Origin of the sequence: Rhizobium sp. BK456, assembly GCF_014194045.1 — a bacterium.
Lineage (GTDB): Bacteria > Pseudomonadota > Alphaproteobacteria > Rhizobiales > Rhizobiaceae > Rhizobium > Rhizobium redzepovicii.
On record NZ_JACIAO010000007.1, the window covers coordinates 88,481 to 108,662 of the forward strand.

The window sequence follows — 20,182 nt, forward strand, 5'->3', positions numbered from 1 at the left end:
ATGGCGGATATCCGGATCGAAAATCTCCGCAAGGAGTTCGGCAGTTTCGTCGCCGTGCAGGATTCGAGCTTCACCGTTCATGACGGTGAATTCCTGGCGCTGCTCGGTCCATCAGGCTGCGGCAAAACGACGACGCTTCGCATGATCGCCGGCCTCGAGCTGCCGAGCAGTGGCAAGATCTATCTCGACGGCGAGGATGTTACGTTCAACCGCGCCAGCGCCCGTGACATCGCCTTCGTCTTCCAGCTCTTCGCACTCTACCCGCATATGAACGTGCGCAAGAATATCGGCTTCCCCTTGCTGTCGCAGGGCATGCCCAAGGCCGAAATCCGCCAGCGCGTCGAAGAGACCGCTCGCCTGCTGCAGATCGACCATATTCTCAACCGCTCGGTCTCGGGTCTCGCCGGCGGCGACCGGCAGCGCGTGGCGCTCGGCCGCGCCATCGTCCGGCGCCCGAAATGCTTCCTGATGGACGAGCCGCTCGGCACGCTCGACGCCGAGTTCCGCGAAATCATGGTCCACGAGCTACGCGAACTGCACAACCGCATCCATGCCACGACCGTCTACGTCACTCACGACCAGCACGAGGCGATGGCGATGGCCGACAAGATTGCCGTCATGAACCATGGCATCATCGAGCAGTTCGGCACGCCGCAGGAAATCTACGCCAAGCCCGCGACCATGTATGTCGCCGATTTCATCGGCTCACCGCCGATGAACTTCATGCGCTTCACCTCGGGACTGAAGAGCGGTGACCGCTCCATCCTGCTCGACGGCGTCGATGTCGCCGTTCCGGAGATCCATCAGGACATGGCCCAAAGCGAGCTCGCGCTCGGCGTGCGGCCGGAGCATATCCGATTCAGCGACGCCTCGGCGCTCCGCGGCGCCATCTACGGCAGCGAATATCTCGGCACCAACCAGGTCGTGGCCGTGGAAACCCAGGGCGGCCTGATCAAGGCCCGCGTTCCCGCCAATCGCAGCTTCCGGATCGGCGAGACAGTCGGCCTCGAATTCAACCCGTTGAAACTCGCGCTCTTCGATTGCACGTCGGGCCGCGCGGTGCCGTCCCAGCTCTATCAGGAGACCCGGCATGGCTGATGTCGTCCTCAGAAAACTTAACAAGCGCTTCGGCGACACCCAGGCTCTATCGGATCTCGATCTGTCGATCCGCGACGGCGAATTCGTCGTGCTGCTCGGTCCTACAGGCGCCGGCAAGACCACGACGCTACGGCTGATCGCCGGCCTGGAAAGGCCGGATAGCGGCCGCATCGAGATCGGCGGCCGCGATGTCGCCGCGGAAGCACCCGCCGAGCGTGACGTTGCCTTCGTCTTCCAGCAATATTCGCTCTATCCGCACATGACGGTTTACGAGAACCTCGCCTTCCCGCTGAAGGCGCCGGTCCGCAAGCTGAGTGCGGTGGAGATCGACCGGCGCGTCCGCGAGGTCGCCCGCATGGTCAGGATCGACCACAAGCTGGAGAACCGCTCGACCAGGCTTTCCGGCGGCGAGATGCAGCGTGTCGCGATCGGACGGGCATTGGTGCGCCGGCCGGCGATCTATCTGATGGATGAACCCTTGTCCTCGCTCGATGCGAAGCTGCGCGCCGAACTGCGCCTGGAACTGAAGCGCATCCAGAAGGAACTCGGCTCGACGCTGCTCTATGTCACCCATGACCAGGTGGAAGCCATGACCATGGCCGACCGGATCGGCATCGTCGCCGAGGGCCGGCTGATGCAAGTCGGAACACCGCGCGAGATCTATGGCAATCCCGCCAATCTGCACGTCGCCGCCCGCCTCGGCCAGCCGCACATCAACCTTCTGCCGGCGGACCTCCTGCCGGGCGGCCGGCCGCCGGCCGGCACGAAGACAGTCGGCGCCCGCACCGAACATCTCGACATAATCGTCGGCAAGGATGCCAATGCCGAGATCGACTGGATCGAGCATCTCGGCGACCAGAACCACCTGCACATCAGGGTTGCCGATCCCAAACAGCCTGCGCGGGATCACAAGCTCGTCACACTTGCAGATCCATATCTGGCGATCGCACCGGGCGACCGGATCAGCCTGACGCTGCGCGATCCGCTTTATTTCGACGCGAGTGGACAGCGCCTTTCCTGACCGGCAAACAGACGTGGTGATGGCATGAAAAACAAACAGACGGGTGTCAATCGATGAAACATTTCTTCAACCGCAGGGAAAACATCGTCACCGAATCCTTGGACGGTCTGCTTCTGACGAGCGGTGCTGGCCGTCTTGCCCGCCTCGACAGCTATCCCGACATCAAGGTGATCCTGCGCGCCGACTGGGACAAGTCGAAGGTGGCGATCATATCAGGCGGCGGCGCCGGTCATGAGCCCTCCCATGCCGGCTTCGTCGGTAAGGGCATGCTAACGGCTGCCGTCTCCGGCGAAATCTTCGCCTCGCCGAGTGTCGATGCCGTGCTGACGGCGATCCGCGCCGTCGCCGGCGAAAAGGGCGCCCTGCTGATCGTCAAAAACTATACCGGCGACCGCCTGAATTTCGGCCTCGCCGCCGAAAAGGCGCGCGCCGAAGGCTTCGATGTCGAGATGGTCATCGTCGCCGACGACATCGCTATCCCCGGCATCAACCAGCCGCGCGGCGTGGCCGGCACGCTATTCGTCCACAAGATCGCAGGCTATCACGCCGAAAGGGGCGAGGACCTGAAGACGGTCGCAACCTATGCCGCTAGTGCCGCAGGCGACATCATTTCGCTTGGCATGTCGCTCTCCACTTGCAGCGTGCCCGGCCAGGCGCATGAGGACCGTCTCGGAGCCGACGAGGGCGAACTCGGCCTCGGCATCCACGGCGAACCTGGCATCGAGCGCATCACGCTGCAGCCGGTCGCCGATATCGTCGCCACCATGGTGGCGCGCCTGTCGCCGACGTTGCGCGAAGGGGTAAGCCACGCCCTCCTCGTCAACAATCTCGGCGCCGTGCCGCCGCTCGAAATGGCGGTCATCGCAAATGCCGTGCTGTCCTCGCGGCTTGGCCGTCACGTCCGACTGATCATCGGGCCGGCGCCGATGATGACCGCGCTCAATATGAACGGCTTCTCGCTGTCGCTGATCCGGCTGGATGACGTTCGCGAGGCGGCGCTGACGGCGGCAGTGGAACCGCATGCCTGGATGCCTGCCGTCGAACGCCACGAGATCAACATCATCGCCGCACCGAGAACGCCGGCCGGCATGAATGGCGCGGCCGCAGCCGGGGAAAACACGCGCAACCGTCGCTTGATCACGGCGCTCTGCGAGCATCTGATCTCGCAGGAAAGCGAACTCAACAGGTTGGACGGCCGCGTCGGCGACGGCGATACCGGCTCGACAGTGTCGGCGGGCGCCCGCAGCGTGCTTGCCCGCCTCGACACGCTGCCGCTAGATCGTCCGGCGGCAACGCTCGCCTCGCTCGGCGATATCCTCGGCACCAGCATGGGCGGGTCGAGCGGCGTGCTGCTATCGATCTTCTTCACCGCGGCGGCAAAGGCGATGGCTGACAAGGCCGAATTCGCCGCCGCTCTCCTTGCAGGGCTCGACAGGATGACGTTCTATGGGGGCGCCGGAGTCGGCGACCGGACGATGGTCGATGCGCTGTCGCCCGCCCTGCAGGCGCTCGCGTCGGGCGATGTCGCTGCGGCGGCAAAGGCTGCGGCATCAGGCGCCGAGTCGACGAAGACGATGACGAAGGCGAGAGCCGGGCGCGCCTCCTATATCGGCGAAAGAGATCTGGCGGGCGTCGCCGATCCCGGCGCCGTCGCGGTTGCCGGCGCGTTCGGGGTGGTGGCCAGCCTCGCCTGACCTGAGTAAAGTTTGAGAGCCGCACGGGAGATGCGGCGACAGGGAGGATGACAGTGCAGGCGGAACCGGTGCTTGTGGCAGGATTGATCGAGGTGTGCCGCGCGACGATCGCGGCAAACAGCGATCACCTCTGCGCGCTCGATCGCGCCATCGGCGATGGCGATCACGGAACCAATATGCGGCGCGGCTGCGAGGCAGTCAGCGCCGAAGGCGAAAGCCTGTCCAGCCTGCCCTTCCCCGACGCCATGGAAAAGATCGGCCTGACGCTGGTGATGAATGTCGGCGGAGCGGCCGGGCCGCTCTACGGCACGCTGCTGATGGAGATCGGTCGCGAGCTTCGCAAAAGCGACGAGACGGCCGATTTTTCGCTGGTGCTGAAGCAGGCTATCGACGCCGTCGCGAGACGCGGTCGGGCGCATGCCGGCGACAAGACCCTGCTCGACGTGCTCTATCCCGTGCATGCCGCGTTAGCGAAGAGGTCTCCACTCGGTGACGTCGCCCGCAAGGCCGAACGCTCGGCCAACAGAACCGCCGCGATGAAGGCGATGCGCGGGCGCGCCGCCTATCTCGGTGACCGCTCGATCGGCCATGTCGATCCCGGCGCGTCGAGCTGCGCGCTGCTGACCACGGCAATCTGCCGCTATCTCGGGGAGCATCGTCCGCAATGAATGGAAAGACCGCAAATGTGGGTATCGTGATCGTCTCCCACTCGCCGCTGGTGGCAAGGGGTATCGCCGACATGGTCAGGCAGATGGTGGGCGACAGCGTGCCGCTCTCTTGGTCCGGCGGCAATGTCCATGGCGATCTCGGGACCGATGCCGGCGGCATCCTGAGAGCCATCGAGGCCGCCTGGTCCGAGGCCGGCGTCGCCGTCTTCGTCGACCTCGGCGGCGCCGAAACCAACAGCGAGATGGCGATCGAAATGCTAGGCCTTCCCCGCTCGGCCCTCGTCTCCATATGCAACGCGCCGCTCGTCGAAGGCGCCGTCATCGCTGCTGCCGAGGCGTCGGGGGGCGCGTCGCTGGCCAAGGTCGTCGCCACAGCCGAGGAACTGTCCCCCTGATGACACCAGGATTGCGTAGTGAAAAACAGGAGCCCGATCCATTGCACGTGAATTGCCAGACGGAGGTGGAAGTCAAGCACGGTGTCGGGCTGCACGCCCGCCCCTCCGTCACCTTCACGCGGCTTGCCAAGTCCTTCCCCTGTTCGATCGAGGTCGCCGTCAACGGCAGCGATATCTGGCTGAACGGCAAGAGCATCATCAAGATCATGGGCGCGAGAATCCGTAAAGGTTCGATCCTGAGGATCCGCGCCGACGGCATTCTCGCCGAAGAGGCGATCCGCGCGCTGAAGGAACTCATCGAGCGCAACTTCGATGAGGAAAAGAAGCATGGCCGAACCGCTTAGACTGAAAGCGAAGAGCGCATCCCCGGGCATCGCATCCGGCCCGGCCTTTCTCGCGGAGGAGCCGAGGGCTCCTTCCGCTGCCGAGCGGCCGGACGCCGCCCCTGCATCCCGAGCCGTCGGTGGATACAGCGCGCTGGAGAAGGCGATCGACATCTCGATCGGCGAACTCGAGCACCTTGCCGATGGAGCCGATGCCGAAAGCCGGGATATCATCGATTTCCAGATCGAGGTGCTGCGCGATCCGACGATCGCGGAAGCGACGGGCGCGCGCATGGAGGCCGACGAGAATGTCGTCTTCGCCTGGGTCGCCACCCTCGACGCCTATATCGGTGAACTCGAAGCGGCCGACGAAGAACAAATGCGGGCACGCGCCGTCGATATTCTCGACATCAAGAACCGCGTGCTCGGGGCGCTCGCCGGCACCCCGATCGCCGATTTCCCGCCCGGCTCGGTCTTCGTTGGGAAGGATATGGAGCCGAGCCGCTTTCTCGCCCATGACTGGTCGAAAGGCGGCGGCATCGCGCTGTTTGCAGGCAGCACCGCCGGCCACGTCGCCCTGCTTGCCAGGGCGAAATCAGTGCCGATGGTGGTCGGCACGGGCCGCTTTTCGGCAGCAGATGGAGATCCCGTTCGCGTGGATGGCGATGCCGGCACGGTCGTCCTGAAGGCCGGCGGCATGCTGATCCCCTTGCCGGCGCCCGCACGAACTCCTGCCACCGACATGCAAACAGCAAGCGGCGAGCTACGCACGGCGGATGGCGTCCCGATCCTGCTCTCCATCAACATCAACGATCCTGCCGAGATCGGCGCGCTCGATCCGGCAACGGCAGGCGTCGGCCTGATGCGCTCGGAGTTTTCAGTTGCCTCGGTCGCCGATGCCGCCAACGAGGAACGACAGCTGGCAATCTATCGCCGCGTGCTGGAGCAGGCGGGCGAAAAGCCGGTAACGATCCGCATGCTCGATATCGGCGGCGACAAGCCGCTCGCCGGCCTGGAAGACCTGCCGGCTCTCGCCGCCTCGGGTCTGCGTGGTGTCCGGCTGCTGCTTGCCCAGCCGGAAATTGCCCGCGTCCAGGCCCGCGCCCTACTGCGCGCCGCCGTCTTCGGCAGGCTGTCGGTGATGCTGCCGATGGTGACCTACCCTGATGAGGTCGACAGGATGCGCGAGCTATTCCGCGAGGAAGCCGAAAAGCTTGGCCGCCGTTCGCTTCCCCACCGGATGCCGCCGATCGGCATGATGGTGGAGGTGCCATCAGCCGCATTGATGCTCGACACGTTCGGCGCGGCGGCGTTCTTCTCGTTCGGAACCAACGATCTCACGCAGTATCTTGCCGCCTCCACGCGCGACGACATCGATGCCGATGCCGGCAAGACCGCACCCGCCGTGCTCCGGCTGATTGCTCAGGCTGTGAAGCTTGCCGCCGGCAAGCCCACCAGTATCTGCGGCGACATGGCCGGCAATCCCAGCTATCTGCCAGGGCTGCTCGCCGCCGGCCTTCGGCATTTTTCCGTGGCGCCGGCCCGGCGTCCCGCGATAAGATCGGCGATCATCGGCCTCAACGCCGATGGCACAAAGGCAGCCGGAGAATAGGATGGCGCGCGAAGACACCGAAGACGCCATTATCGCCTACAAGTCCATTCTGGCGCAGATCATCGACAACAGGCCATCGGGCACGCGTCAGCGCCTGGCGACGGCGCTTGGAAAACATCGCAGCTTCGTCACCCAGATCACCAGCCCGACCTATGCAACGCCGCTGCCGGCGCGCCATCTCGCGACCATCGTCCGCGTCTGCCATTTTAGCGCTGCCGAAGAGGAGCGCTTTCTCGAAGCCTATCAGGCCGCCCATCCCGGCAAGTTGCCGGATCTCGGCCATTCCGAGAAATTGCGACACCTGTCGCTAATGGTGCCCGACTTCGGTGACGACAGGAAGAATCGGCTGCTGGAAGAGGCGATCTCCGATCTGGTGCAGAAGATCGTCGCGATTTCAGGGGCGAGTGAGTAGTGGTGAGCAGGTTGACGTAACGTAATGCCTTTGGCCTTGGGAGGGGCTTGATGAAGAAGTTCATGAACACTGCGGAATCCATGGTCGCCGAAAGCGTCGAAGGCTTCGTGCGCGCCCATGAGGCCTTCGTGGTGTTCGGGTCTGAGCGCAGATGCATCCGCCGCCGCCATCTCACCCCTGGCAAGGTGGCTCTCATATCAGGCGGCGGCGCCGGCCATGAGCCGATGCATATCGGCTTCGTCGGCCAAGGCATGCTGGATGCCGCGTGCGTCGGCCATATCTTCACCTCTCCGACACCGAGCCAGATCATCGCCGCCATCGAAGAGGCCGATACCGGCGCCGGCTGCCTGCTCGTGGTCAAGAACTATGACGGCGATCTGATGAATTTCGAAATGGCGATCGAGATGGCCGGCGACCGCCACAACATCGACATGGTCGTCGTCAGCGACGACATCGAAACGTCGCGGATCGGCGAAGGCAGAGGCCGACGCGGCGTCGCCGGAACACTGATCGTCGAAAAGCTCTTGGGTGCAGCGGCCGAGCGCGGCATGCCGCTGGCCGAGTTGAAGCAGCTTGGCGAGGGGTTGAACACCCGCATCCGCTCGATGGGTGTGGCGCTGAACGGCGTGACGGTGCCGCAGACCGAGCGCACGACGTTTGCGCTCGGGCCTGGCGAGATGGAAATGGGCGTCGGCATCCATGGCGAGCCCGGCCATGCCAGGCAGCCCTTCGCAGCCTCCGACGCCATCATCGGCCATCTCTGCGAGACCATCGCCGGCGACATCGCGGCAGCGCCTCACGCAAGGGCACTGCTCTTCGTCAATGGCCTCGGCGGCACGCCGCCGGCCGAACTCTACCTGGCCTACAACGGCGCCCGCCGCTTTATCGAGGAAAGAGGCATCTCGATCGAGCGCTCGCTTGTGGGAACCTATGTCACTTCGCTCGACATGCAGGGCCTGTCCATCACCCTCGCCCTCCTGACCAACGAGGAGATCGCGCTGTGGGATGCCCCGGTGGCGACCGCAGCTCTAAATTGGCCGTAAAAGTTCCCCAGGCGTCAGAGGTAAAGCGCTGCCATCTTCCGCCATGCGCCGGCACGGTGGGCGCGACCATCCCACACATGCAGCTGATGGCCGACATTCTTGTCCGCGAGCAGCCGACTGAAATGCCGGTTGTTGTCGAGAAAAGGATCAGCATCGCCGATGGTGAGAACGATGTCGCGTCGCGCAGCCTGTCGAGCCGCCAGTCGCCGCCGAGACCGGGCAGGAAATGCATCGGCGTGTGGAAATAGACGCCGACGTCGTAATAGCCATCAAACAGGTCGCCGAAGGATTCCACCTTCATCGTCAGATCGTAGCGCCCGGAAAAGGCGACGAGCTTCCGGAAGAGATGCGGGTGGCGGAAGACGAGGCTTGCCGCCTGGAAGGCGCCGAGGCTGCATCCGTGCTGCACGATGGTCCAGTCATGCGGGTTCTTCGCCGCCATCAGCGGCAGCACCTCGTTGAGGATATAATCCTCCAAAGCGGCATGCCGGCGGATGCGATCGGCCGGATGGCGGTGGAAGCCGTAAAGGCTCTCGGTTGCCAGTCCCTCGATGCAATAAAGCTGGAGATGACCGGCCTGCAGCTTGTCTGCAAGGCTTGCGACCAGACCGAGCTGTTCATATTCGAAAAAGCGCCCTTCCCGCGTCGGAAAGACCAGCACCTTTGCGCCGGCATGGCCGAGCACCAGCATCTCCATGTCTCGATGCAGACGCTGACTGTACCAGCGCAGATATTCGCGGTTCATGGCACCCTGAAGAACTGTCCGATCTCGTCGCGGAGCACCGCTTCTTGCTCAGCACTTCCAGGGTAGTCGAAATGCCCGGCGTCCAGGATGAAGATTTCATTAAATTTCGGTATCGAATTGGCGACAGCGAACTGGCAGGGCGGCGCGACCGAAGGATCGAAAAGCGCCACCGCCGTCAGCATCGGCACCCTGATCCGCCGCGCGGCTGTCGCCGCATCGAAGAAGCGCAGCGTCTCCAGCACGTTTCCATGTTCCGCCTGATATTCCTGCACTCCTTGCGCACTGCCGACGCTCGGCAGTTCGAGGCGCAGCGGCTGGTGCCCGAAGCTTGGAAGTGCGAGATGCCCGCGGTCGATGCGCGGATCATAAGCGATCGCCATCGCTCCGATACCGCCGCCGAAGCTGATGCCGCTATAACCGATATGCCCCGAGAGCCAGGGATAGAGAGCTGCGAGCGTCGAGACGGCAAGCCAGATATCCTCGACGCAGCCGCCGATGATATAGGAGTCCTTCTTGTCGATTTCGTGCAGCACGTGCCAGGAAGGATTCTGCGAAATCGGCGGATGGGCGCTGAGCGACAGCCCGCGGCAGCAGGGAAAGATCAGCGCCGTTTCCTCGACCGGCAGGTCGAAATCCGGCCGGTCGCGCCCGCCGTAACCATGGCCGACGACGAGACCGCGCCGCACCTGCCCGCCGCGCGGCAGGAGCAGCCAGCCGCCGATCCGGAACGCATTCGTAGAGAGATAGACGAGGTCGAGCACGTGCCAATCGGGATGGGTGAGCTGGCTCCGGGAAAGAACCGGCTGCGGATCGACCGTCAGCGCCTTTTGATAGCGTGCCTTCCAGAATGCGTCGAAACCATCAGGCTCCTCCGGCGGCTCGACCGCAAGGAGTTCCTCGAGCCGCATGCCGTAGGTCGGATCGAAGGAGAAGGGATGGGTTATGGGAATGCTCATCCGGACTTTGTCGCGTGAAAGCGCCCGGCGCGCAAGACGATGTGGCGGCACTTGCCCACCCGCTCTCACCAGCAGCGCTCATGCGCCCGCAGGCCAATAAGCCGATGTGAATTCCCCTAAGGGATCGGGCAGTGGTATTTATAGTGAGCCAAGGTCATCATCAGCTCGTCGCCCGTCGCCTCGCGTATGCCGGGATTTTCTTCGAGGAACGTGCATAGCGCATTGCCGATCGCTTCCGCCGTGGCCCCGGTTGGAATGCAGACGTTAACTCCAACGGCGATTGCAAAATGCGCCGAGTTCACCATCCTGCTGGGTGTGGGAGCGGCCTCGGTAAAAATGCGACGGGCGAGATACTCGTCACTATTCCATTTGTCCAACCAGCCGGCAACATACCCGACGACAAACTGCCGGGACCCGCTGCAATCAGAATAGAGAACGTCACCGCCAGATAATCCGGCGGGAATCTTTGCTGAAACCGTTGCCAACAGGGTGGCGATAAGAATGCCCGACATCACATCTCCCCAAGTCTCAATGGCGCGGAGCTTCGATCGGGAAAATGTCGGAAATGAGCTTCAAACGTGTCATCTTTTGTGCCGCATTCAAAAGTAGCAATGAGCGGCAATATGTGTGCGGTTACGAGGTCGACAAAACGCGGTGCAATCCCACGATACGCCCTCGCCTAAGGAGTTGGACGCACCGGATTCTCGTGATCGCCCGCCGTCAACCGCGGTCGAAACGGCTGACCTCAAGTCCGCTGCCAACCGGCAGCAGCACGCTTGAGATTCCCGGCCTGGCGCGGATGGCTTCGCCGTAGCGCCTTACATCCTCGCCCCCGGGCCGGATCATATTGTCGGCGACGATGATCGCGCCCGAATTGAGCTTGAGATAGAAGGCCTCGAGGCAGGGAAGGTAGAGATCCTTCCAGAGATCCACGAGCACGAAGTCGATGCCCTCAGAAAGCGCGTCGATCATCTGGACGGCGTCGCCGACTTTGAACTCGACATGGTCGGCAAGGCCCGCCTTGACGGCCATATCGCGCGCATAGGCCGACTTGTAATCGTGCATTTCCATGGTGATCAGCCGGCCGCCTGAAGCGCGGGCGGCTTCCGCCAGCCATATCCCCGAATAGCCGAAGGAGGTGCCAAGTTCGAGAATGGTCGGCGCCCTGAGGCTCCTGGCGAGGATGTTGATGAACTGCCCGGTCTCCGGCCCGACCGCGCGCAGCCGCTGGTCCTGCCCTCCGTCGCGGCCGCCGGGAGGCAGCTCGCGCGGGCTGTTGCGCTCCGTGTCGATCATGCTGTGATAGATATCGAGCACTTCCTCGATCCTGTTGTCCATCGGCCCGCCCTTCTGTCTCGATTGTTGGCCGACATTGCCCGACCGAACGGGCTGCGAAAAGTTAAAGTTCGGCAATCATCGGGTTTTGCGGCCTCGCTGCGGTTGCACATGCCGCCGCGCTCCGCTACATCAAACCCGTCAATGGCCGGGTCACCCAGCCACGTAAGCGTTAACGTCACTCAACGCGTATGATCGAACGGCTTTGCGGCTTCGATCTGCGCGACTGTGTCCTGCGGATCGAGTTTCAAAAGCTCATGAGGACACATGGATAACAATCAATTCAAAGAGCAGACTTCACCGGCCCCCGGCATCGAGCGGGTGCGCCACGACACACGGCGGCGCACCCTAACGGTCGAAAGCGTCATCGACATCACCCCCGGCATGCGCCGCATCGCATTGAGCGGCGACGATCTCGCCGATTTCACCAGCCTTGCGCCCGACGACCACATCAAGATCTTTGTTCCCGCCGCCGATGGCGGAGAAGAGCGCCGGGATTACACGCCGCGCCGCTATGACAATGCCGCGCGCAGATTGACCATTGACTTCGCCTTGCACGAGGGAGGTCCGGTCACGCAATGGGCGATCGGCGCACGCCCAGGCGACCGGCTCGAGATCGGCGGGCCAAGGGGCTCCGCCGTGGTTTCGAAGGCGGTGACGCGATGGTTGCTGATCGGCGACGAGACCGCGCTGCCGGCGATCGGCCGCCGGATCGAGGAGAGTGCGGCCGAAACTGCCATCACCGCGATCGCCGCCGTCACCGGCCCGCTGGAAGAGCAGAGCTTCGAGACCCGAGCGGACCTTGATATCCATTGGGCGCACCGGCCTCTCTCCGAGGCAACCGATGCCGCGGCACTGCTTAAACTGTTGAGCATGATCGACATCAAGCCGGAAACCTTCGTCTGGGTCGCGGCGGAAGCCTCGGTGACACGCGAGATCCGCGCCCATCTGCTGGAACGGGGCTACCCGCTGAGCTGGATCAAGGCATCCGGCTATTGGGTATTCGGCAAGGCCGATACGACGGAGAAGTTCAGTTAACCCGTAGGACGCCGACGCTGGCCGCCGCTCCGGAAGCCGGAGCGACGGCCGGATACACTGTCAGAAAAGCAGCCGGATACACATTGCGATTTAATCGGATGCGATATATATGTATTCGTAAGCAACCAGAGCGTCGATAGGATTCCTATGCCCACCACCAAAACCGCGAAAAAGCCCGAGATGCCTGCACCCCCCGCCCCAGGTGCGGACCGCCGTAAGCTTTCGACTTTCCTGTGCTTCGCGGTCTATTCGGCCAATCTCGCCTTCGGCCGCGCCTACAAGCCGGTCCTGGACGCACTGGGCCTGACCTATACCCAATATATCGCCATGGTGGCCCTCTCGGAGGATGACGATCAGACGGTGAGTATGCTGGGGGAAAAACTGTTCCTCGAATCCAACACGCTGACGCCCATTCTCAAGAAGCTGGAGTCCTCGGGCTTTATCACCCGTCATCGCGACCCCGCCGACGAACGCCAAGTGCGTGTCAGCCTGACGCCGGCGGGGCGCGATCTTCTCGACACCGATCCCGGCTCTGTCCTGATCGACGCCGTCGGCCTCGGCGACGATTTCCCCATCGTGCAGAAATCGGTGACGCGGCTGCGCGACAACCTGCTGCGGGCGCGGGCGCAAAAACCATGATCGCGACACATGTCGACATTCGGTGACATGCCCGAGATCGCGATCGGCGCATTGATCGGGAATGGCAGCGTTCTTCTCGCCAGGCGAAGTTCGGAGCGCAGGACGCACCCGGATCGGTGGAGCCTGCCGGGCGGTCACGTCGAAGACGGCGAAGATGCCGAGACCGCACTGCGCCGCGAATTGCTGGAAGAAATCGGCGTGACGCCGCAGCGCTGGCTGTTTGCCGGAAAGTTCGTTTCGGAAAGCCCGCCTGGGGCATCCGCCATCTTCCATGTCTATCACGTCGACCGATGGCAGGGCTCTCCGCGACTTATCGGCGATGAACACACGGCACTCAGATGGTTTACCGCCGCGGAGATAGAATGCGAAGCGGAACTGGCGCCGCCTCAGCTTGGTGAAATGCTCCTAAAGCTGCTCAGGCGGGAGTGACCCGCAAGACACGATGAAGGAGAGTGCATTCCCACCCTCCTTATTCCTGTGCTCGTCACAGGAATCCAGCCACCGCGCGTCCGCGCGGTGAACGACTCCTTTTTACCTTTAATATTCTCCCGCGCCCAAGGACTTGGGCGCACTGGATTCCTATGACAAGCACAGGAATGAAGGAGGACAAGTAGTGCGAACCCCAGCCTACAACGGGCACGACCGCGCCACCTCCGCAAGTGCGCCCTCCTCCATCATCTCGGCCGCTTTCGCGTAACCGCCGCCCATTCCATCGAGGAAATGCAGATGCGAATCCGGCCGGCCCGATGGCACGAGGCAGGTCATCAGCGCGTGAGACTGGCGGTGCAGACCGAAATCAATCTCGCCGCGTGCCCGGGCCGCAATGAGCATGGCTTCGACACTGTCGATCTGCTCCGGTGCGCAGTCCAGCGTCAGGCGCAGGCCGTCGTCGAACTTGCGGAAATCCGAATTGGAGGCAACGTCCGACCAGCGTTTCGCGCTGACCTGCTTTTCTCTTGCCATACCCGTCCCTCCGGACAGCGGATGAGACCGGCGCGGCGCGGCGTCGAAAACCGCGAGTACGCATTTCGCCAGCGCCGCAAAGACTTCCGGGCGCGTCTGGTCGCGCGGCTCGACCAACAACGATAGTATCTCGCCGCGCTGGCTCGGGAACGGTGCCCAGTCGCAGCTCAAGCCCGTCAGGTCAGGCTTCATCGCATAACGGCCGGGCTTGACCAGAAAGCGTCCCTTCTTGATCTGCTGTTCCGCCCATTTGAGCCCGCCTCCGGCAAACATCGCATAGGTCGCACTCTCGGAAGCGGCATAGCGCGCGATCCTGACGTCGCGCCCGTTCGCGCGGATTTCGCCGACGGTGACAAGCCCGACACGCAGGTCGAGATGAAGCTCGGCTTTGGCAAAGCCCGCGACATCACGTAAGGCCGATGTCGCGGCCATGATGCCGTTTTCCGGCAAGGCGAAGGCTGCCCCATCTCCGCGAAACACAAAGGGAAAATCGAACGAACCCCAGGCATTGCCGAGAGCGGCGATGATCGATGCGCCGGCATAGTTGACGTCTTCATAGCGCCCCGATCGGATTGCCGCCGTCGAGCTGACGACGTCGGTGATGCCGATCAGCCAATCGTCAGGCAACGGCTCGTAGACACCGGGATCGAGCACAAGCGAAAACTCGTCATAGGCTTGGTGCGGCTCGGCCTGGCTGTTGATCATGGCGCATCCTCCGGATCGGCAGGTTGGACTGCTGGCTCAGAAACGGGTCTGCCGCGAATCGGCAGACCCCCGCTTGAAGGTGACGGCGCGAGGCCGGCCCTTCCCGTTCAGACGAGCCTGGTTTCGACGTCGATATTGCCGTGGACCGCCTTGGAATAAGGGCAGATGCCGTGGGCCGCCTCGATCAACTCCTGCGCGATCCCGCGATCGATGTCTGCCAGGCTGACATTGAGCCGTGCGCGCAGGAAGTACGAGCCGTTATCGCCGTTGAGCGTGATCTCTGCATCGACCTCGGGACCGGCTGGCAAGGTGATCTTCCGCTGCGCGGCGGCGAGTTCGATGGCGCCAATATAGCAGGCCGACCAGGCGGCGCCGAACAGGTTTTCGGCCGCCGGATGCGGCTGCGGCAGCTTGATGTCGAGCGTGCCGTCGCTGCTGCGTGCATAGCCGTTGCGGCCGCCGGCGATATGGGTCCTGCCGGCGAAAAGAAGCTTCTCAGTCATTGTCGTATCCTTCCGGTTTGATATTTTTAGCGCATCCGATTTAATCGGATGCGCTCTAATACGCCGAGCCGATTTTGATGTCAACATTATTCCGATTTAATCGGATGCGATTTATTATCCCCCCATAGGGCTTGAGCCTGCCGTGCAGGCAGGCCCAAGCGGCGCATAGTCGCGTCTTGTCCGGGAACGAAGCCCTCTATAGGCTCTGCCTTAAGGCCCCGGGACTTGACGAGGAAGACGGAGAATTGAGATGTCCTCCATAGCCGAAGGCAATGCCGTGCAGTATGGCGACAGCCGCAAGCTCGCCGCCCGCGCCAGACTCCATACCGAATATACCATCGCCAAAACCGGCTGGTTTCCGTGGGTTGCCGGGCAGTTGCCCCTGAAACCTGGAGATCGCGTACTCGACGTCGGCTGCGGGCCGGCATGGTTCTGGGCGGCAACGGCAAGTCTGCTGCCGGAGGATCTACTTGTGACGCTGACCGACCTTTCGTCAGGCATGGTCGATGAGGCAGTGGCGCGCTGCAGCGCGCTGCCCTTCAGCTCCGTTCGAGGCTGCCGGGCCGATGCCGCCGCACTTCCCTTCGAAGACGGCGCCTTCGATCTGGTGATCGCCATGCATATGCTCTATCACCTGCCCGACCCGGCCGCCGGCATCGCGGAGATGGCAAGGGTCTTGAAACCGGGCGGCTTTCTCGCGGTCACCACCAACGGCATCGGCAATATGCGCGAGATCTATCGCCTGACGACCGTCTTCGGCAGCGCGCCGACCGATCCGGCCGCCGTAGCCTTTGGATATGACGCAGCCGAGCAAATGATGCGGACGCAATTCGGAAACGTCGCCATGTTGCAGTATCCGGCAAGCATGCGGATTACCGAGCCCGAAGATGTCTTCCTGGCCCTCACCTCCTATCCGCCCGGCGAAGGCGCCGGCGAGCCTCAACTCACCCGCTTCCGCCAAGCGATCGCCGATGCCTTCAGGCAAGGCAGCGGCGCACTCGATGTCAGCAGGGAGACCGGCCTGTTCCTCAGCAGGAAGCCAGTCTGATCGGATCACCACCTTTCAAGATGGCGACAGGCCGGTACAGGAGCGGCCCTCAGGCCTTCTCTTTATTCCTGACCTTTTCCTCTGGCTCCGCCGGTGCATCGGGCGTCGGGGCGAGCAGCTTGCGCAGTGATGCGATCTTGTCCTTCACCAGCGGCCGGAAGCGCGTCGCGCGATAAGGCATGTCGGCCGCGCCGTAACCTTCCGGCCCGTCGTCATTGCCGCGATGGATTTCCGCGAGCTTCACCCCGATGAATGTGCCGTCGACATAATGGGTATATTCCCCCACCCAGCGGATCGTATAGATCTCGCCTTTGCGGATGAGCTGGTCGATGCTGACGTGTTTGAAGGTATCATTGATGCACACGACCTTCTGGCCGACATGGAAATCGTAGCTCATGGATCTAACTCTCAAACGGCAATCCGCCCGGCAATCTATAGCGCGCCGGGCGGCCAGGATGAACCATTTTCTGCCAGCAGGCCTATTTGCCGCGACCACAGCCGCACCCGCGCCGCACGGTTCAAGGGGACAGATATTAGTCGCAATAGACCTTGCCGCTCTTGCGGGAACGAAGGTCGAAGTGGAAGTGGTTCCAGTGCTCCGGGTTGCTGCCGGGCCCGAGCACGGTGTTGAAATAGCGGCAGCTGTCAGTGCGCACCGCCTTCAAGAGCCGACCCTCGCGCAGCGAGAACAGGCCCTTTTTGCGCACATCGATCTCATGGCCGTTCTTCAGCACGAACTTGCCGACGTCGATGGCATTGCCGCGGGCGTGTTCAGACATCGGATTGTATCGCTGCCGGCTGTTGTTCATGCGGCGGCAGGAATAGCCGCCAAGAGGCTGGATCGTCCTGATGCCGCTCCAGTAGCGGTAGCGGGCTGACGGCGCCAACTCGTTCTTCACCCATTTGGCGAAGGCGAGCGTCACCTGACAGTTCAGCGTTACCGCCGGCTTGACACCGATACTGCCGGAAAGCCCCTTCAGCGATACCGGATAGGGCACCTGGCAGGCCGGCCCGTTCGAGATCGGCGGCTTCTCGTCGAAGAGCACGCCCATGCGCTTCAGCTCGCGCCGGCAGGCAAGCTCGGAGGTCGGCATGACGCTGGGATCGACGGGTGCGGCCGGTTCGCTCATCATCGGATTGTTCGGCCGCAACATCGCGACCTCTTCGCTTTCATCCTCTTCCGGAACGCGTGCCGGCGCCACCACAGGGCTGCCGTCGTTCCAGGCGGGCGCCCGGCTCATCTGTGCCTGTGCCGCCGGCTGCGGCATCGGCTGCGGTGCGGGCTGGCGTAGCGGCTGGTTCACCTGCTTAGGACTATCGGTGCCGATGCCGTCAACGACGGGCTCGGTCGCATTGCCCTCGGCGATCTGCTGCTGTTGTTCCTGCGCCAACCCGACGACCGGCTCTGCTCCAAGTTCGTCATCCATATTGACGCCACCGGAAGGGATCGCAAGGTTCTGCGTGCCGCCCCAGTTGCCGCTCGGCTGGCCCGCCGCCAGCGCCTCATCGCTGTCGATCATCGGCAGCCGCCCCCCGCGCGCCGCCGGTTGGGAGGGCGCGGCATGACCGGTGCCGGCAAGGTTCGGCGTATTGAGGTAATCGACCGAGCCCTGGCTATTGCCGACCGGCGCATTGGAAACGGGATAGGAAGCCTGACTTTCCACCGGCGCCATGCGCACCGAGGGCGCCATGCGTGCCGCCGGCGCCCGTGCGGGCGAGATCGAGCTGACTCTGGTGCCGCTGTCGACATTGGCCGGCGGCACCAGCCCGTCGCTGATCGAACAGGTCGTCAGCGTCGCCGAGAGCAGCAGGGGCAAAAGGGATCGCCGAGGAAAGGAAACAAACGCCATACTCTTATCGCTTCCGCAGGCCGACTGGGCAGTGACAGAAAAAACTCACTCCAATTTTAATTAAAAACGGTGAATGAAAACTTACCGGCACAATCTGAACGCGACGGAGATGAAAAAGGCCGCTTTCGCGGCCTTTGATCTGTCGTTTAACTCACGCTGCCCGTGTGTACCGGGCTCCAGGCGATTGCCCTGCTCCGCGCAGCCGGAAATTCGAAAGAAGCGTCTCCAGCTGGGTACTTTCGTCGGCCAGCGTGCGGCTTGCCGCCGTCGTCTCCTCGACCATTGCGGCATTCTGCTGCGTCATCTGATCCATATGGTTGACGGAGCCGTTGATCTCGTTCAGCCCGGTCGACTGCTCGCGTGCCGCCGTAGCGATCGACGCGACGTGGTCGTTGACCTTGTTGACCAGCGACTCGATCTCCAGCAGCGCCTCGCCTGTCGAGCGCACCAGTGCCACCCCGCCCTCGACCTCCGTCGCCGACCGGCTGATCAGTTCCTTGATCTCCTTAGCCGCATTGGCCGAACGCTGGGCGAGTTCGCGCACTTCCTGCGCGACGACGGCAAAGCCGCGGCCCGCCTCGCCTGCCCGCGCCGCCTCGACGCCGGCATTGAGCGCCAGCAGGTTCGTTTGAAAGGCGATCTCGTCGATAACCGAGATGATCTGGTTGATCCGGCTCGAAGATTCCTCGATCCGGCCCATCGCCGTTACCGCATTGCGGACGATCTCGCCGGAGCGTCCGGCGCTCGCCTTGGTCTCGGCCACCATCTCGCGCGCCTCGTTCGCCCGCTCGGATGCCGTCTTGACCGTGGCGGTGATCTCGTCGAGCGCTGCCGCCGTCTCTTCAAGGGCCGCCGCCTGCTGTTCCGTCCGCTTCGACAGGTTGCCGGTTGCTTCGCTGATATCGGAAGCGCTGTCGTTGACGACGCGGCTCGATTCGGCGATCGCGTGGATGACGCCGTTCAGCGCATCGACGGCGGCGTTGAAGTCACCCCTCAGCTTGGCGTAATCCTCGCCGATATCGCCGATCGCAACCGTCAGGTCGCCGCCCGCAAGCTTTTCCAGGCCGACGCCGAGCGCCTGCATCGCGAGTGTCTGCCGCTCGGAAGCCGAACGCAGGCTCGCCTCGTTGCCGCGGCGCTCGTCCTCGATCTGCCGCTGCCTTTCGTCTTCCCGGCCGCGCAGCGCGCTGCGCTCGTCGACGGAATCGCGCAGCACCAGCAGCGCCTTGGCCATCTGGCCGATTTCGTCGCGACGATCGCTGCCGGCGATCTCCACCGATGCTTCCTCGGCGGCGATCGCATTCATTGCCGTCTTCAGCCGGGCGATCGGCACGGTGACGCTGCGCACGATGGCATAGGCGATGGCAATCGTGGCGGCCGCACCGAGCAGGCAGAGCACCGCCGCCCAGATCGCATTCTGGCGATAGAGGGCGGCAAGGTCGTCGGCATAGACGCCGGTACCGACGATCCAGCCCCAGGGCTCGAAGCCGGCGACATAGGAATATTTCAACACCGGCTCGTCGGCGCCCGGCTTCGGCCAGTAATAGTCGACGAAGCCCTTGCCGTCCTTCTTCACCTTGTTGACGAATTCGACGAACAGGAACTTGCCGTTCGGATCCTTCATCTGCGAAATGTCGGTGCCATTCAGTGCCGGCTTGATCGGATGCATCACCATGGTGGGATGCATGTCGTTGATCCAGAAATAGCCGTCGGCGCCGTAGCGCATCGCGCCGATCACGTCTTTGGCGGCTGCCTGAGCCTGCTCGCGGGTCATCGTGCCCGCCTGCTCCATCTTGTAATATTTGTCGAAGATGCCGATCGCCGTCGCCTCCATCTTCTCCAACCCCGCCTTCCGCTCCGCTTGAAGCTCGGAATAGGAATAGTTCAGAAAGAACACCATCGTTGCTGCGAGCACGGCAAGCGTGAAGCCGACGAGGCAGTAAAGGCGTGTGGAAATCTTGATGTTGCGCATGAGGTTCCCGGCGAGTCTTCTATGTGAAATCGTTCACATACTGGCCCATCAGAATTACTGGAGCGTAAAGTTTGATTAGAAGACAATTAAATAACGTAAGGGAGGTATTGGCTTTAATATTCAACCAATTGAAATTGAATGGAATTTGGATCGGTGCCCGGT

The 20,182-nt window shown here is 63.0% G+C and carries 21 protein-coding genes and 1 pseudogene; 13 read left to right on the forward strand and 9 right to left on the reverse strand.

Annotated features, from left to right (window positions below; genetic code table 11):
- From FHX03_RS20130 to FHX03_RS20170, 9 genes are read left to right on the forward strand one after another with little or no spacing between them, the layout of a single operon-like run.
- The gene (locus FHX03_RS20130; RefSeq protein ID WP_097625834.1) at positions 1-1,098 is read left to right on the forward strand and encodes an ABC transporter ATP-binding protein; all 1,098 of its coding nucleotides are present in this window, start codon (positions 1-3) and stop codon (positions 1,096-1,098) included.
- Positions 1,091-2,119, forward strand: a complete 1,029-nt coding sequence (locus FHX03_RS20135; RefSeq protein ID WP_097625835.1) for an ABC transporter ATP-binding protein — start codon at positions 1,091-1,093, stop codon at positions 2,117-2,119. Before FHX03_RS20130 ends, FHX03_RS20135 begins: the two co-directional genes overlap by 8 nt.
- A gap of 53 nt (positions 2,120-2,172) precedes the next feature.
- Positions 2,173-3,813, forward strand: coding sequence for a dihydroxyacetone kinase subunit DhaK (locus FHX03_RS20140; protein ID WP_097625836.1), 1,641 nt, complete (start codon positions 2,173-2,175; stop codon positions 3,811-3,813).
- 47 nt (positions 3,814-3,860) lie between these two features.
- Positions 3,861-4,481: a dihydroxyacetone kinase subunit DhaL gene (gene dhaL / locus FHX03_RS20145; RefSeq protein ID WP_097625837.1), complete on the forward strand. Its 621-nt coding sequence runs from the start codon at positions 3,861-3,863 to the stop codon at positions 4,479-4,481.
- Positions 4,478-4,876, forward strand: coding sequence for a dihydroxyacetone kinase phosphoryl donor subunit DhaM (gene dhaM / locus FHX03_RS20150; RefSeq protein WP_097625838.1), 399 nt, complete (start codon positions 4,478-4,480; stop codon positions 4,874-4,876). Before dhaL ends, dhaM begins: the two co-directional genes overlap by 4 nt.
- Positions 4,876-5,220, forward strand: coding sequence for an HPr family phosphocarrier protein (locus tag FHX03_RS20155; protein ID WP_097625839.1), 345 nt, complete (start codon positions 4,876-4,878; stop codon positions 5,218-5,220). The genes dhaM and FHX03_RS20155 overlap by 1 nt, the downstream gene beginning before the upstream one ends.
- Positions 5,204-6,811: a putative PEP-binding protein gene (locus tag FHX03_RS20160; RefSeq protein WP_183855125.1), complete on the forward strand. Its 1,608-nt coding sequence runs from the start codon at positions 5,204-5,206 to the stop codon at positions 6,809-6,811. Before FHX03_RS20155 ends, FHX03_RS20160 begins: the two co-directional genes overlap by 17 nt.
- 1 nt (position 6,812) lies before the next feature.
- Entirely contained in the window at positions 6,813-7,223 is a 411-nt protein-coding gene (locus FHX03_RS20165; protein ID WP_097625841.1) for a hypothetical protein, read from the forward strand.
- A gap of 50 nt (positions 7,224-7,273) precedes the next feature.
- Positions 7,274-8,266, forward strand: coding sequence for a dihydroxyacetone kinase subunit DhaK (locus tag FHX03_RS20170; RefSeq protein ID WP_183855127.1), 993 nt, complete (start codon positions 7,274-7,276; stop codon positions 8,264-8,266).
- 14 nt (positions 8,267-8,280) lie between these two features.
- Here the strand turns inward: FHX03_RS20170 and FHX03_RS20175 are convergent.
- From FHX03_RS20175 to FHX03_RS20190, 4 genes and pseudogenes are all read right to left on the reverse strand, one after another.
- Positions 8,281-9,011: pseudogene (locus FHX03_RS20175) on the reverse strand (esterase family protein).
- A complete protein-coding gene (locus tag FHX03_RS20180; protein ID WP_183855129.1) occupies positions 9,008-9,967 on the reverse strand; it encodes an acetylxylan esterase in 960 nt (319 codons plus the stop codon). The pseudogene FHX03_RS20175 and the gene FHX03_RS20180 overlap by 4 nt, the downstream one beginning before the upstream one ends.
- 116 nt (positions 9,968-10,083) lie before the next feature.
- Positions 10,084-10,479, reverse strand: a complete 396-nt coding sequence (locus FHX03_RS20185) for a Rap1a/Tai family immunity protein (protein WP_097625844.1) — start codon at positions 10,477-10,479, stop codon at positions 10,084-10,086.
- A 208-nt stretch (positions 10,480-10,687) separates the two neighbouring features.
- A complete protein-coding gene (locus FHX03_RS20190) occupies positions 10,688-11,305 on the reverse strand; it encodes an O-methyltransferase (protein ID WP_183855131.1) in 618 nt (205 codons plus the stop codon).
- Positions 11,306-11,569: 264 nt separating this feature from the next.
- Between FHX03_RS20190 and FHX03_RS20195 the strand changes: the two genes are divergently transcribed.
- The 3 genes from FHX03_RS20195 to FHX03_RS20205 all read left to right on the forward strand — a co-directional run bounded on the left by FHX03_RS20195 (position 11,570) and on the right by FHX03_RS20205 (position 13,408).
- A complete protein-coding gene (locus tag FHX03_RS20195; protein WP_097625846.1) occupies positions 11,570-12,340 on the forward strand; it encodes a siderophore-interacting protein in 771 nt (256 codons plus the stop codon).
- Between the two features lie 147 nt (positions 12,341-12,487).
- On the forward strand, positions 12,488-12,979 hold the full coding sequence (locus FHX03_RS20200) for a MarR family winged helix-turn-helix transcriptional regulator (RefSeq protein WP_097625847.1): 492 nt from the start codon (positions 12,488-12,490) through the stop codon (positions 12,977-12,979).
- 27 nt (positions 12,980-13,006) lie between these two features.
- Positions 13,007-13,408, forward strand: coding sequence for an NUDIX hydrolase (locus tag FHX03_RS20205; RefSeq protein WP_097626054.1), 402 nt, complete (start codon positions 13,007-13,009; stop codon positions 13,406-13,408).
- A 198-nt stretch (positions 13,409-13,606) separates the two neighbouring features.
- On the opposite strand, the gene FHX03_RS20210 is transcribed toward FHX03_RS20205, so the two are convergent.
- Together FHX03_RS20210 and FHX03_RS20215 are read right to left on the reverse strand one after the other, a co-directional pair.
- Positions 13,607-14,647, reverse strand: a complete 1,041-nt coding sequence (locus FHX03_RS20210) for a DUF3095 family protein (RefSeq protein ID WP_183855133.1) — start codon at positions 14,645-14,647, stop codon at positions 13,607-13,609.
- Positions 14,648-14,754: 107 nt separating this feature from the next.
- A complete protein-coding gene (locus tag FHX03_RS20215; RefSeq protein WP_097625849.1) occupies positions 14,755-15,150 on the reverse strand; it encodes an Ohr family peroxiredoxin in 396 nt (131 codons plus the stop codon).
- A gap of 250 nt (positions 15,151-15,400) precedes the next feature.
- On the opposite strand from FHX03_RS20215, the gene FHX03_RS20220 reads away from it, so the two are divergent.
- Entirely contained in the window at positions 15,401-16,198 is a 798-nt protein-coding gene (locus FHX03_RS20220) for a class I SAM-dependent methyltransferase (RefSeq protein WP_097625850.1), read from the forward strand.
- Between the two features lie 49 nt (positions 16,199-16,247).
- Here FHX03_RS20220 and FHX03_RS20225 read toward each other — a convergent pair whose 3' ends face one another.
- From FHX03_RS20225 to FHX03_RS20235, 3 genes are all read right to left on the reverse strand, one after another.
- A complete protein-coding gene (locus FHX03_RS20225; protein ID WP_097625851.1) occupies positions 16,248-16,595 on the reverse strand; it encodes a CAP-Gly domain protein in 348 nt (115 codons plus the stop codon).
- A gap of 136 nt (positions 16,596-16,731) precedes the next feature.
- Complete coding sequence (locus FHX03_RS20230; protein WP_183855135.1) at positions 16,732-18,048, reverse strand: extensin family protein; 1,317 nt, start codon at positions 18,046-18,048, stop codon at positions 16,732-16,734.
- A gap of 151 nt (positions 18,049-18,199) precedes the next feature.
- A complete protein-coding gene (locus FHX03_RS20235) occupies positions 18,200-20,020 on the reverse strand; it encodes a methyl-accepting chemotaxis protein (RefSeq protein WP_097625853.1) in 1,821 nt (606 codons plus the stop codon).
- Positions 20,021-20,182 lie beyond the last annotated feature (162 nt).

Excerpts from the sequence above, each read along its gene's own strand:
- FHX03_RS20200 (WP_097625847.1), top strand. The coding sequence starts at position 12,488 with ATGCCCACCACCAAAACCGCGAAAAAGCCCGAGATGCCTGCACCCCCC.
- FHX03_RS20130 (WP_097625834.1), top strand. The coding sequence starts at position 1 with ATGGCGGATATCCGGATCGAAAATCTCCGCAAGGAGTTCGGCAGTTTC.
- FHX03_RS20170 (WP_183855127.1), top strand. The coding sequence starts at position 7,274 with ATGAAGAAGTTCATGAACACTGCGGAATCCATGGTCGCCGAAAGCGTC.
- FHX03_RS20195 (WP_097625846.1), top strand. The coding sequence starts at position 11,570 with ATGGATAACAATCAATTCAAAGAGCAGACTTCACCGGCCCCCGGCATC.
- FHX03_RS20160 (WP_183855125.1), top strand. The coding sequence starts at position 5,204 with ATGGCCGAACCGCTTAGACTGAAAGCGAAGAGCGCATCCCCGGGCATC.
- dhaM (WP_097625838.1), top strand. The coding sequence starts at position 4,478 with ATGAATGGAAAGACCGCAAATGTGGGTATCGTGATCGTCTCCCACTCG.
- FHX03_RS20215 (WP_097625849.1), bottom strand. The coding sequence starts at position 15,150 with ATGACTGAGAAGCTTCTTTTCGCCGGCAGGACCCATATCGCCGGCGGC.
- FHX03_RS20230 (WP_183855135.1), bottom strand. The coding sequence starts at position 18,048 with ATGGCGTTTGTTTCCTTTCCTCGGCGATCCCTTTTGCCCCTGCTGCTC.
- FHX03_RS20165 (WP_097625841.1), top strand. The coding sequence starts at position 6,813 with ATGGCGCGCGAAGACACCGAAGACGCCATTATCGCCTACAAGTCCATT.
- FHX03_RS20180 (WP_183855129.1), bottom strand. The coding sequence starts at position 9,967 with ATGAGCATTCCCATAACCCATCCCTTCTCCTTCGATCCGACCTACGGC.
- FHX03_RS20135 (WP_097625835.1), top strand. The coding sequence starts at position 1,091 with ATGGCTGATGTCGTCCTCAGAAAACTTAACAAGCGCTTCGGCGACACC.
- FHX03_RS20140 (WP_097625836.1), top strand. The coding sequence starts at position 2,173 with ATGAAACATTTCTTCAACCGCAGGGAAAACATCGTCACCGAATCCTTG.
- FHX03_RS20225 (WP_097625851.1), bottom strand. The coding sequence starts at position 16,595 with ATGAGCTACGATTTCCATGTCGGCCAGAAGGTCGTGTGCATCAATGAT.
- FHX03_RS20220 (WP_097625850.1), top strand. The coding sequence starts at position 15,401 with ATGTCCTCCATAGCCGAAGGCAATGCCGTGCAGTATGGCGACAGCCGC.
- FHX03_RS20210 (WP_183855133.1), bottom strand. The coding sequence starts at position 14,647 with ATGATCAACAGCCAGGCCGAGCCGCACCAAGCCTATGACGAGTTTTCG.
- FHX03_RS20205 (WP_097626054.1), top strand. The coding sequence starts at position 13,007 with ATGCCCGAGATCGCGATCGGCGCATTGATCGGGAATGGCAGCGTTCTT.
- FHX03_RS20235 (WP_097625853.1), bottom strand. The coding sequence starts at position 20,020 with ATGCGCAACATCAAGATTTCCACACGCCTTTACTGCCTCGTCGGCTTC.
- FHX03_RS20185 (WP_097625844.1), bottom strand. The coding sequence starts at position 10,479 with ATGTCGGGCATTCTTATCGCCACCCTGTTGGCAACGGTTTCAGCAAAG.
- FHX03_RS20155 (WP_097625839.1), top strand. The coding sequence starts at position 4,876 with ATGACACCAGGATTGCGTAGTGAAAAACAGGAGCCCGATCCATTGCAC.
- FHX03_RS20190 (WP_183855131.1), bottom strand. The coding sequence starts at position 11,305 with ATGGACAACAGGATCGAGGAAGTGCTCGATATCTATCACAGCATGATC.
- dhaL (WP_097625837.1), top strand. The coding sequence starts at position 3,861 with ATGACAGTGCAGGCGGAACCGGTGCTTGTGGCAGGATTGATCGAGGTG.